The following is an 11,850-nucleotide window of genomic DNA, read 5'->3' on the forward strand; positions in this document are numbered from 1 at the left end:
TAAATAAATTTGTGGACACAATCAATTTGCATCCCAAATTCAATCATGGCGACGCGCTGCACTCAATGGAAGACGGCGCTGGCGAGACGCTTACAGCTTACCGCCGGTGGCCGTGGTCAAGAGCGGGTCGGACCAGGCGGCTGTATTGAGCTGGGCCTTGCAACGTCTTGCCCACGAATTGGCGGCACCCTCGCCGGGCAGCTCCATCGTGGTCCAGAATCTGGGCCAGATCATGCTGGTACAGGTGCTGCGGCTGTATCTGGCCCAAGAGGAAAACAGTACGCCAAGCTGGCTAATCGCCTTGGCCGATCCGCGTGTCGGTGCCGCCATCCAGGCTATTCATGCCAATCCAGCGCGCCCATGGACGGTCGCGGACCTGGCCAAAGCGGCCGGGGTATCTCGTTCCACGCTCGCTTTACGCTTCAAGCAAAAGGCAGGGGTTGCGCCGTTGGACTACGTGTCGCGCTGGCGTATGCAACTGGCGGCGCGCGCCCTGAAAACGGAGACTTCCACCATTTCTTCGATAGGCCAAAAGCTGGGCTACGACTCCGACAGCGCGTTTAGCCACGCCTTTAAACGCATTATGCAATGCTCGCCCCGTGAATACAGGGACAAGTGGACATCTGGATCACTGAAATAGAAACAGGCCAGTCCTTTAGCGGCCAGTTTAAAATGCGCGCGCGCAGCTTGGTCACGGCGGCAACCCTGGTCGACGCAGGCCTGGGCTGCTTCACTTCACGGAATCGCACAAGACATATCTACTTAACAGCACTGACACCCAAAGCATTTAGCGTCTCCGTCGTCATCAAGCCCGTTTCCGGGAAGCCCTTCACGCTTTGGAACATCTTGAGCGCCTGCTTGGTCTCATCATCGAGCTTCCCGCTAATGTAGCCATTAAAGAGGCCTAGGCTGTTCAACCTAAGTTGAACCCTAAAGACCTGCAAATGCAGCTTCTCTGACCGGGAAAGAGGCACTTCGCCCCCAGCTTGCACGGGCATTGCGTGTCCATTGGCCGTCGCTTCGGGAGAATGCGTTTGTGGTTTGATGGCACCAGCACCCTGGCTGCCATTCGTGCCGCCGCCCTGATTGGGGTCCATGAACGAGTTTCCCGGCAGACTACCTTGCCCTGACTGGCTCGCCGAGCCGGTTCCAGAGGACGAGGTAGATGCGGTCGCACTACGGCTCGGCGCCGCAGCTGGAATCGGCGGGATGTACGGCGCTGGAGCCGGAGGTGGCGTATACGATGGAGTGTAACCGGAAGACCCTGAGTAATGCGAGCTGTGACTCGAATGCGAACGATGGCTTGAGTGTGAGCGGTGTGCAGCAAACAAGTTGTCGAACTTCCCGTTTAACGGCTGCAACGTAATTCCTTTGGAGTCATCATCCCCAGCCATCAATGGACCAGTATGCTGCTCGCTTGCCTTTGTAGGAAGTAACTGCAGACCCGCAACAAAAAGCGCCAGGCTCTTTATGAATCGACTCATTCCACCATCTCCTCAATTTTTCTAATCTTTGTAGGCTTCCATCCACGCTCATGCCATGCGAACAGGCCACTGCAGGAATCCATCACTGAGCATCCTGCACATTCGTCTGAATAGACTTGCTTCCAGTCCGAGATGCTTCGAACAGCCAATGGCCAAAGATCCTTTGGCAGAGCGCAAAGAGGCGTATTCATGAACATGTGGCGAACACCGTAACGACGCAATGTTCGCGACGCTCTCATTAGCGTCGGCCACCAATCCTGCAAATCCAGGTCGCAGACTTCTTTGTTCGCAAGCGCGAATCCTATTGGTTCGCAGGCCATCAGTGCTACTTCATGAATAAATGGCAGACTCTTTCCGATGAATTCGCAAAGGTCGATCAGTCGTTCCAGCACTGGCTCGATAAGCACAATCCTGACTTGAATCGGCTGCCCATGCTCTTGCAGTCGCAGAATACCTTCAAGCGTCTGTTCAAAGGCACCTGGCGATTGAACGACGAAGTCGTGCAGCATGTGCGCATGCCCATACAAGGGAACGAGCCACGCGACTCGCGCTTCCAATCCATCGAGAAGAGCCGCCGCAGTCCCTCGATTGCTTAAGAGGCGGCCGTTAGTCAGAAGGTCGATTCTCATCATCGGGTGCCGAAGGTGGATTTCGTCCAAGACCTCTCGCAGCCTGTTCCCTGTCAATAAAGGTTCACCGCCAGTGAGACCAATGCTCTCCGGTGAATTTTCAATGTGCCGAACGATGTCGATGGCCTCATCCACCAACCAGCCATCTTCATCTTTGGTGGGTGGCTGGGAGCACATCAAACAGTTGCTGTTGCACCGATTCGTCAGGAACAAGGTGTGGTGCACGTCAGAGCGCCGGTAAGAGACGTCGACACTACCTTTCCCCAAAATCGGCATGACAACGTCCCCGAGCTCGATTTCAGGCCCCTCAATCCATCCTAGGTTCTCAACACCTCGAACAACCAGGTCCACGATTCGCTCAACGTCCGCCGCTTCCTGGATCAAGACAAGGTAATTGACCTCTGGCGTCCAAGAGGAAATGACGTTCTCCAGCGCTACCACGCGGTGTGCGCGCCGTTTTGACCACGGACTGACAATGGCGGCTACCCTTCGCATACAGCCTCCGGAGAACCCGCAGGCCGCGCCCACAGATGGAACAAATCCAATTGGTCCTCGGGCGCCACCGCAATGCGTTCAAACATACCGTCAAACAATGCCAAATGCCTCGCGCAATGCTCCGTTTCCCGAACTGGAGCCAGCATGCTCCCGTGTTGAGCCTGGGCGTCGACAGGGTTTGGACCACAGTACGCGTGGTACGCGCAGGTCCAACAACCATCAATTTTGTTTGGTTCACTCGCCGAGCGCAATTGACCCAAGATATCAGCTCCCATACTCCCGCCACCGATCGACATCATTCTCAGGCTGACGTCACCGGTTTCAGCCAACATCCTAGCTTCGTCACTTGGATAAACGTAACCGTCGTAGTTGTAGACAAGAACGCTAGCTCCGGCACCAGTTGGGCTTTGCAGGTCTACATACCCGGCATCAAATGTCGACAGAATCTTATTGCAGATGATTGAGGCATAGACCTCGCGAATCTGGACTCCCTGGGAGTTCCACCAGAGGACTCGCTCAAGCGCGGCTTCGTAGAAAGCATGGAACTCTTCGACCGAATATCCGAGCTTCGACTGATTACGCTTGGCAAAGCCGTAGCTACTCAATGGGCGCAGGAATATCTCAGGTAGGCCTAGGCGCACGTATTCGTCTACAATCTCGTGTGGGTACCCGAGGGATGCACGGGTTGTCGTCATCAGCGCTGAAACACTAGTGGGACCAATAATGGCTCGAGCAAGCTCAATGCCGGCCAGCGTGCGTTCGTATGCGTCGCGCTCCCGGGTCGGCCGATTCTGGTTATGGAGTGCAGCAGGACCGTCGATGCTCGTCGACAGAAATATTCCGTGCTGCTTAAAGAACCCACACATCTCTGGCGTCAACTGATGCAAAGTCGAGGCCACGACAAATCTGAGACTACGCCCTTCGGACGCGTTCTTCGCCTCAATACGCAGGATGGCGCGCTGAACCAAGTCAAACCTCAATAACGGGTCGCCCCCCTGGAATTCAACGGTTAGTACCGGCGAGGGTGACTCGAAAATCGAGTCACACGCGGCATCAAGGTCTTCGATGCTCATCGTATGGCCTTGGCTTTCAAGCGCCCGGCTAACCTGGCAGTACTTACATGAATGAGCACACTGGAGGGTCGGAACGATGATGTGGAGTGAGGTGCCGCCTTGGACCGTGGAACGTTTCGCTTCCAGTCGCGACCTCTTTAGTAGTTGCATCCCTACAGATTGGAATGGCGAATCAATCAAGAACTTCGAAAGGAGGCGCGCAGCAGTGTCGATCGGAAGTGCATCAACGCCTCGTTCAAGGAATGCCAGCGTGCCTTCGTCGAGAAACTCCCAGTCACCCTCCTCTGAAACTGCAACGAGCTTACCAGAAGGGAGACGGCGAATTCGCATCGTCCCGATCACAAGGTCGTTGCCCTCAGTGGTTACGTTCTTTACGCCCTTCGTTTTCACTGATACTGGTGGTCTAACAAAGCTAATCGGTCGAGTGAGCATATGGTTTAGTTAGGCGCCATCCTTGGAGTCAACACAATGACTGACGATTATTCAGATATCAATAAAAGTGGACAATTTGCAATTAATTCCATAATAAACTGAATCACTCGAAAACCAAAGATCAAAAGTCCGTACCGTTGCAAATCGACTTTCGAACCGGCGAGTTCAGTTGAGCCGCAAAAAGAACCGCATTCGCTCCAAGTGGATTCCGGCACCGCGACGGGCGCTCGATAAGCGACGTTAACTAGGAACTAGCCTGGTTGCGAATCAGGTCATAGAATCAGCATTAAGTCCATACGTCGTGGGCAGCCAACTAAAGCGCCAGTCGATATGTCCAAAACCGTTTATATAGGTCCGGAGCGACGAAGCTAGGAAAGCTTTCCGATACACGATTGGCGTGAATGTGACAGGCCATTGCCATCATTACCAATTGAAAGCCAGAAAAATAAAGCCCTGTAAAAACAGGGCTTTATTTTCAGTCATCTTAGGAAATTAAACCTTCCAAACGGAAAGCTCACTCCCACTCGATTATCAACGAGCTTCGTAAGCCTTTGATATGAAACCTCTTTTCCGCAGAAACGCATCGGGATACCAGCAGAAGTACCATCAAATTTTCTTGCTGCAAGATAAGGCAATAACAGGTAACAGCAACGTGTCCTTATTGTACACCCACCTCCCCCGACGCTTGACGTTTCGCATGCACGAACCGAACTGGAGAGTGCCCGCAGCGAAGCGCTGGCTGTCGAACGCCAAAGGGCCATAGCGGAGAATGCCCTGGCCGTATTGACGGGGCAACTGCCCGTCGACTTCTCCGTGCAGCCCAGCTTTACGGAAAGCTTCGACTTCTATATTCCGCCCGGTCTGCCCTCGGGCCTCCTGGAGCGGCGCCCCGATGTCGCCGCAGCCGACCGGGCCATGGCGGCGGCCAATGCGCGCATCGGCATTGCGCGGTCAGCCTGCTTTCCCAGCCTGTCGATCACCGCTACGGGGCGGGGCCGAGTCGGCAGGTTTGGGCCAGTTATTCAAATGGTCGAGCAGCACATTTCTTCTCAGGCCGCAGGTAGGCAGCGCGCTCTCGCTGCCGATCTTCGATGGCGGCGCGCGCCGGGCCCAGGTCGACTACAGCTTCGCGCAATACGAGGAATAAGCCGCCAGGTATCGCCACGCGGTGTTAGACGCTTTTCGCGAAGTCGAGGACGGGCTGACCAGCATAGCCACCTCCTAAAATCGCGAAAATAACTTCAGCAGTTAATTTCGCCATCAATGATAGTAACTGCCTGACCGTAAATCCACGGTTCGCCGTCCTCAAAGATCACCGCCACCCGACCGTCGCGACTCAGTGCGGTGCCTTGGCGCACGCGGTAGTTTTCACCAGGCTGCAAACGGGCGATGCAGGCGTTGGCGCTGCCAGTCACAGGGTCTTCCACCAAGAGGCCGTTTTCCAGCAAAAAGGCACGCACCTCGTAATCGGCCGGGCCGCCGGGGCCATACGGGGCGTAGATGGCCATGCCATTGCAAGCGGTGAGCTGCATCAATTCTGCCAACGCCGACACATCGGGCGACACCGATAAACAATCGGCCACCGTTTCCAGTCGAACGATTAGCCAACAGATCCCCATATTGGCCGCTACTGGCGCGTGTCCCGGCGCTATGGCGTCAACGCCCAGGGCACGGTGCAGCAGCGGCAGGTGCTGGACGTTCATCTGCTCAAACTGTGCCGCCGGCGCGCGGAATCCCAGTGCCCCATCCGCAGCAATGCGTACCGTTACCAGCCCTACGCCGCACTCCTGAACCAGTACGCCATGGCTTTTCGGTTGCAAGCCTTCCTGCAGCAGCGCGTAGGCCGTGCCCAGAGTGGGATGGCCGGCGAATGGAAATTCTTCCTGCGGGGAGAAAATACGCACCCGATAGTCGTTTGCGGGGTCGGTCGGCGGCAGCACGAAAGTGGTTTCTGGCAGGTTGGACCAGCGGGCTATCGATTGCATTTGATCGCCACTGAGTCCCTCGGCATCCAGGATAACCGCCAGCGGGTTGCCTTGAAAGGGGATCGCGGAGAAGACGTCTACTTGCTTGAAATCACGAGCCATGTATGCCTCTTGTTGGTTAGCGCGGTAGGAGTATAGCGCTCCCCCCTGCTCTTCCCCCTCCTTGCATCCTTGCATGCACCGAAAAACCACCAGCAAACCCACCTGTTTCGATTGGATTGACAACCAGCGAAGCCAGACCATCGTAGGCGTTTGGTCATGGAAGGAGCCCACGATGAAGCAGACAAGCTTAGATACCGCGCAGGCCATGCTGCGCGCACTGGTCGCCGGCGCGTCTTGCGAACGTATCGCCGCGCAGCATGGTGTTACCGAATCGACCGTTTCGCAGCGCGTTCGCCAACTAGCCGGCGAGCTGCAGCGCGTCGTGGGTGTGCTCGGTGTGGATGAGGAGACCTCGCCGACCGCCCATCTGATCCGCCGCTATGGTGCCGACTACCTGGAGGCGCTGGAGCATTTTGTGCCGACGACGGCCATGGCGCCCGACGCCTTGTCCGGCATGGTCACACCGCGCCAGCTTGTGTGATTCATAGACATCATTTCAACAAAATAGTGTCATGGACGACGATATCCGGAAGCGGTTACGATGGGTTCAGCTGTACGAGGGACTCGGCAACGCAGGCGTTGTGTGCCTGCGTTGCGGCATCTCGCGGCCAACGCTGCGCAAATGGTGGGCGCGGTATCAATTTCGGCAGGAGTATGAATTGAATCACACAACTCAGGCGGTAAAAGCACCCGCTCCCAGATCCTCGCTCAGCAACCGCAGCCAGACCGATCCATCGCCAATCACGTATTGGCGGGTTTGGTTGGTCGATCTGCGCCGCACCGTCAGATATCCCAATAAAGGCGCGACCTCATCACTTTTTGGATCGGTCGCATCGACCTCTTCTAATGTAAAATCGGCAAGATCCAGTCCCCGGCTCGTCAGGAGATGCCTGAACTCGGCCATTTCCTCGGATTCAATCAATTCCACGTCTTCTCCTCGCGCTCCTTGCAAAAGCCAAAAACTGCGACCTCGTCCATCAATGCTACGGGCGCTTCATCGCTTCAGCTTCCCTGGCGGCATGGCGTTCCTCGTCTGCTGACGCTGTATCCATCCCCTCGCCCACGATTGCAGCAGCGCGCTCATGGTTTTCCTGCGCGCTTTCCGCGCCGGTGTCCGTCCCATGACTGTCGTCTTCGGGTGAATCTAGCATATCTGCCAGCATGGCCTGCAACTCCGGCATATCTCATGGCAGACCAAGCTGCTCCCTTTGCTTTATGTAGTGCCGAATCTCCAATTGCTGCTCGGGACTCAACCGCAGCCACCGAAAGGCGCTTTCCGGATCAATTTCTTTCATGGAAACTCCTCTTTTGCAATGAATTCAGTGTACGCCGTTCCAACGGATGATGCGTCGCGCGCTTGGCCACCGCCGCGCCAATGCCTGGTGGCGAAATGCCCGTTGCCCACGGAGTGCCGTAGGCACCATCCTTACGCATTTCGATGAGCGCGGGCCGGTGCCACGCCCTGTGCGCGGTCAAGGGCGGTACGTCCGACGTGCAGTAAGGCTGGACGGTTTTCCTGCTAGACCAGATGGTGGCAATGTGTGACTCTTCCATTCGACTGAGCAGCTATATTCAAAGAACACGGCCTGAATCCTGCTAGCAGAAGCACATAAAACTTTCCCGCCGCGCTCCCTCAGCGTGGTTACACCAACATTCTCCGGTGCGAGGTTTTATGGCTCAATCGTCATATGTCACGTTGCCGGGCTTATTAATATTGCTGAGCCTGAGTGGTGGCGGCACTGCAGCGAATTTTCCCTCCAGCCAGGATAAAGTCCCGCCAGGCTGGAAGGGACCGGTGTTTCGCCTCAGCCAAACCTATCCCAGCAAACTGCCGCAGCCAGAACCGCTGCCCTGGGCGGCAATTGATCCCGTACAGCAGCCCAAACAATACGCCCAGGCCGTGTACGCCTACGTCCTGGAGGGCAATGTGGAAGCTGGTTGGAAAGTGCAGAACAACAAGGTGCGCAAGTGGTATCACGTGCCCTGGATGCATTATGGCGACAGCGGTAGGGAGTTTATCCATGGCATGACACGCGAGCGCACCGCCCCGGCGCCGGCCACACCCGGCAAGGGTGAACTGGGGCCGCAGCAAACGCGCTGCTTCCAGAATTGGGCGGTGGGCTTCTACAACCCCGCCGGTGGCTACCAAGTCGGTAGAATCTGGAAAAAGGCAACGCAACCGAATGCCACCCTGGCCCAGTTCCCCGAGGGTACCGTGGTGGCCAAGCTGTTGTTTACCACTGCGCCGGATAGCGAGGTTCCTTACTTGAAGAACACCTTCGAGTGGGACGGCAATATCCACGTCTTTGGTGGAAAGACCTGCCCTTCCGGCGCGTTGCCACGCAAACCCCAGAAGGTGCGCCTATTGCAGCTGGATATGGCCGTCAAAGACAGCCGTGTGCCGGTCACCGGCTGGCTCTTCGCCACCCTCGCCTACAATGGCGACGCCCCAGGCGCCACACCGTGGGAGCGCATGAAGCTGGTCGGCGCCATGTGGGGCAACGATCTGGCGCAGCCCCAGCAATGGATCAATACCGCCATTGGCACACCCCAGCATCTGGGCGCCGAGGGCCGCCTCAATGGTCCCGTGGACAACCCGCGCTCGTCCTGCATCTCTTGCCACGCCACAGCGCAAACTCCCATGAACTCGCCGATGATTCCGCCATCGGCAGCCGACGCCCCGCGCTGGTTCACAAACTACCCGGGCAGCCAGGCTTTTGATCCTGGCTCTCTTCCCACCGACTATTCGCTGCAGGTGTCAATGGGCATACAGAACCTGCTGCGCTCGCAAGCGGCCAAAGCCGGTCCGGGGAAAATTGCCCCTGAAGAAATGAAGCTACTTCAACGGGCCTTCGATTCCGGCATCGATCAGCCGCTGCCGGTCACGATCAAGGGGACGATGGAGTATCCCGGCGGACGATGAAGCATCGCCCGATACAGGCGAGGCCACCGCATCAACCCGCCTCGCCCGGTCAAATGCCGGGGTACCGGTACACCGATCACCCTATTTTCGCGGGTGTCCCGCCACCCCAGCAGCGTGATGCCGCCAGGGCAGCACGCCGAACGGCAGCCAATCACTGAACCGAGAAATCGGTCGCGCCAGTGGCACTTAGCGTCCCGCCACTGGCTGTGGCGCTGACACGATACGTACCTCCAACGTTCTTGCGGCCAAGCCGATAACTGAAGCTTGCAACGCCGTTGCTGCCGGTGGTGGCACTTTGCGTTACCACCGTGCCATTCGGTTGATTGATCGTCAAGGTCACCTTCGCGCCACCCACCGTAATCGAACCGGTTTTCACGCTCGCCGACATGCTAACGGTCTGCCCGGCCGAGTAGCTCGGCTTATCGGTCGCCACACTCACCTGCAGCCCGCTTTGAGCTTGGTAGGTCACGCCAGCGGAACCGATATTCGACTGTGCCGCGCCATTGGTGGCCGTCACCACGATAAGGGTGTTGCCGGATGCCGTCGCCGGAGAACCAACCGCCAGGGTCGTGGTGGCGCTGGCGCCTGGAGCGATGGAAAGCGTCCCGGCTCCCAAGCTCTCACTCCAACCTGCAACGGGTGTTGCCTGTAAGGTGAAGTCCGAGCTGCCACATGCGGCGTTATCCATATTCGTCACGGTTATCGTATAGGTGAGAACCGTACCCGCACTGGCAGACTGCGTCTGGGGCGAAGGCGTGAGAACCGGGCTGGCCCGTCCGCAATCGGTCGATGGCGTGCCGATGTTGACGGTGACGATGGCACTGCTGCCATTGACCGCGTTGGTGGTGATGGTCACCCCCGCCGCCGCATCCGTGTAGGCCCGGCCAACCGGCAAGGCCGGGTCATTCCAATCATAGGTGTAAGAAGTTGAACTGGCCGGGGTCATGTCGAGCAGGCTGCTGCTGTTGCCATCGGCGCCAGTGTGAACGACCACGCCATTCGTGACGTTGGTGTAGAGAAGTGTCGCAATAAAGCTGTCGCTACCGGACGCCGTGCGATACTCCACGTAGTACCAGGTTTTGACACCAGTTGTCGGGTCGGTACTCTTCAGGATTTTCAACGCCTTGACGCCAGTGCCAGCCGCCTCATAGGCTGACAGCGTAAACGTACCGCTGGCCTGTACTGTCGTGATCGACGGGAGACTACCACCACTCAGCCAGCCCAGTTGTTCCTTCTGGAAGGCATTGAAGTGACCGGGATTGGTGCTTCCCATCACGTCCAGTGGGTCACCATAATTCACGCTCGTGCAGCTGGTACCCATGGAGGCAGCGCCACACTCGAGTCCATGCGAGTGTTGCAAGCCGAAATTGTGCCCCAGCTCGTGGCTGACCGCCGCAACATCCAGGCCGCCATTCATGAAAACGCTTCCAGGATTACCGCCCACCGCCCCCATCCCCTTCCAAGGGCATGCCGCTGTATTCGGAAACAGATAGATGTAATGGCTATATCCGGCCACGTTGACGCCGGCATTCGTTGCAGCCTGTTTGGCTGCCGCTTCGATCTTAAAAACATCACACGATGCTTGGCTTAAGGGCAATGTATACCAGCCATAGGCGGCACCGCTCAACCAAGTCTGTTGCTGCGAGTTTTCTTTATAAAAGTTGCTTGCCTGCGTGAATACGAGGTTGCTGGCTTCAGACAGGGTGTATGGTTGGCTCGTGTTATCCTGGAAATTGACCAGCAGAACCAGGGTTTTATGTTCGCCCAAGGTGTTCGGCAATGCGGCCGCGCCACCACCGCCCTGATCGTCCACTGCCACAAAGTCAGGCGTCAGCATATCGCCACTCTTTTGCCCCCGGACACGCAGTTTCATTCCCGAGCGTAGATCCGGCGCCTTACCAGCAAAGTTCAGCTCGACACGGCCTTCCGGCGTCTTCAGAAAATGCCGGCTACGACCGCTATTTGTCTTGAAATCATCTTCCTGGAACACAAGCAAGTCGCCAACGGTCTCGGCCGCGGCTGCGGCCATACCAGCGCCTCCGCCTTGCATGGGAGCGCTCGCAGATTGCCTCACCATGGTCGCCAAGGTGAGCGTGGGTGCGGGCGCAGATGCAGCCAAGGCGGAAGCCTTGGCAGGGGGAGCCGATTCGCTGGTGGCGTGGTTGCCGCCGCAGCCGGCTACCGCCGTGAGCAATGAAAAAATTGCCAGATGTACGATGCGAGTCAACATGTGCTCCTTCAAAAAACAAGAGAAAATACCTAAAAACAATATTTCAGGGATGCGGGTAAAACACGGAAAACAATTTCCGCATGGAAAATAATTTTCGGCGAGAAGTTTCCCATGGATCGCCACACCGATCAATTGTTTTATGGCGAGTTAGTTTCAATATCGTATTTACGCAACATGAATGAAGGAAACATGCTATTTCTTTTAATGTCGATATTTAAAATACCCTTGCTGAATATAAATATTCATGTGAAATTTGATAAATTCACATACCATTAATTCATTACTTAAGCGCAACGCCAACCCTGGCAAATCGCCTTCTAGGCCATAAAGAACCGCTACCACCCTCTATTTTTAACTGATATCCACTCAATATTATATTTAATTCAAAAATTGCACCAAATAGATGCCATTCCGTCAGGAATTTTTTAAAAAAATTCTTATATCGCGAATATCAAAAGATATAAATTGGTTCTTTGAATGGAGGTGAAATCCGTAGC

11 protein-coding genes and 2 pseudogenes are annotated in these 11,850 nt (G+C 56.3%); 6 read left to right on the top strand and 7 right to left on the bottom strand.

The window, feature by feature from the left end; genetic code table 11:
- Window positions 1-106 precede the first annotated feature (106 nt).
- Window positions 107-640: an AraC family transcriptional regulator gene (locus FHS03_RS23725; protein ID WP_371871765.1), complete on the top strand. Its 534-nt coding sequence runs from the start codon at window positions 107-109 to the stop codon at window positions 638-640.
- Between the two features lie 118 nt (window positions 641-758).
- Here the strand turns inward: FHS03_RS23725 and hxsA are convergent, their stop codons facing one another.
- Genes hxsA through hxsB form a run of 3 tightly spaced genes read right to left on the bottom strand, consistent with a single transcriptional unit; the run spans window position 759 to window position 4,071 of the window.
- Entirely contained in the window at window positions 759-1,484 is a 726-nt protein-coding gene (hxsA, locus tag FHS03_RS23730; protein ID WP_183443381.1) for a His-Xaa-Ser repeat protein HxsA, read from the bottom strand.
- Window positions 1,481-2,608 (bottom strand): His-Xaa-Ser system radical SAM maturase HxsC, encoded by a 1,128-nt coding sequence (gene hxsC, locus FHS03_RS23735; protein WP_183443382.1) that lies wholly within the window; start codon window positions 2,606-2,608, stop codon window positions 1,481-1,483. The genes hxsA and hxsC overlap by 4 nt, the downstream gene beginning before the upstream one ends.
- Window positions 2,596-4,071, bottom strand: a complete 1,476-nt coding sequence (hxsB, locus tag FHS03_RS23740; RefSeq protein WP_371871766.1) for a His-Xaa-Ser system radical SAM maturase HxsB — start codon at window positions 4,069-4,071, stop codon at window positions 2,596-2,598. Before hxsB ends, hxsC begins: the two co-directional genes overlap by 13 nt.
- A 726-nt stretch (window positions 4,072-4,797) precedes the next feature.
- Between hxsB and FHS03_RS28285 the strand changes: the two are divergent.
- Window positions 4,798-5,326: pseudogene (locus FHS03_RS28285) on the top strand (TolC family protein); the annotation flags it as partial.
- Window positions 5,327-5,354: 28 nt separating this feature from the next.
- Here FHS03_RS28285 and FHS03_RS23745 read toward each other — a convergent pair.
- Window positions 5,355-6,200, bottom strand: a complete 846-nt coding sequence (locus tag FHS03_RS23745; RefSeq protein WP_183443383.1) for a PhzF family phenazine biosynthesis protein — start codon at window positions 6,198-6,200, stop codon at window positions 5,355-5,357.
- Window positions 6,201-6,372: 172 nt separating this feature from the next.
- Here FHS03_RS23745 and FHS03_RS23750 point away from each other — a divergent pair, with 172 nt between their 5' ends.
- On the top strand, window positions 6,373-6,681 hold the full coding sequence (locus FHS03_RS23750; protein ID WP_183443384.1) for a helix-turn-helix domain-containing protein: 309 nt from the start codon (window positions 6,373-6,375) through the stop codon (window positions 6,679-6,681).
- 31 nt (window positions 6,682-6,712) lie between these two features.
- A pseudogene (locus FHS03_RS23755) lies at window positions 6,713-6,841 on the top strand (helix-turn-helix domain-containing protein); the annotation flags it as partial.
- 32 nt (window positions 6,842-6,873) lie between these two features.
- Here the strand turns inward: FHS03_RS23755 and FHS03_RS23760 are convergent.
- Together FHS03_RS23760 and FHS03_RS28685 are read right to left on the bottom strand one after the other, a co-directional pair.
- Window positions 6,874-7,128 (bottom strand): transcriptional regulator, encoded by a 255-nt coding sequence (locus FHS03_RS23760; protein WP_371871768.1) that lies wholly within the window; start codon window positions 7,126-7,128, stop codon window positions 6,874-6,876.
- Between the two features lie 55 nt (window positions 7,129-7,183).
- A complete protein-coding gene (locus FHS03_RS28685; protein ID WP_371871769.1) occupies window positions 7,184-7,363 on the bottom strand; it encodes a hypothetical protein in 180 nt (59 codons plus the stop codon).
- Window positions 7,364-7,872: 509 nt separating this feature from the next.
- On the opposite strand from FHS03_RS28685, the gene FHS03_RS23770 reads away from it, so the two are divergent.
- A complete protein-coding gene (locus FHS03_RS23770) occupies window positions 7,873-9,123 on the top strand; it encodes a hypothetical protein (RefSeq protein WP_183443385.1) in 1,251 nt (416 codons plus the stop codon).
- 151 nt (window positions 9,124-9,274) lie between these two features.
- On the opposite strand, the gene FHS03_RS23775 is transcribed toward FHS03_RS23770, so the two are convergent.
- Complete coding sequence (locus FHS03_RS23775) at window positions 9,275-11,152, bottom strand: MG2 domain-containing protein (protein WP_183443386.1); 1,878 nt, start codon at window positions 11,150-11,152, stop codon at window positions 9,275-9,277.
- Between the two features lie 46 nt (window positions 11,153-11,198).
- Here FHS03_RS23775 and FHS03_RS23780 point away from each other — a divergent pair, with 46 nt between their 5' ends.
- Window positions 11,199-11,444 carry a hypothetical protein gene (locus FHS03_RS23780; RefSeq protein ID WP_183443387.1) on the top strand — a complete coding sequence of 82 codons (246 nt, stop codon included), beginning with the start codon at window positions 11,199-11,201 and terminating at the stop codon, window positions 11,442-11,444.
- Window positions 11,445-11,850 lie beyond the last annotated feature (406 nt).

The organism is Pseudoduganella violacea, from assembly GCF_014191875.1.
GTDB classification, from domain to species: Bacteria; Pseudomonadota; Gammaproteobacteria; order Burkholderiales; family Burkholderiaceae_D; genus Rugamonas; species Rugamonas violacea_A.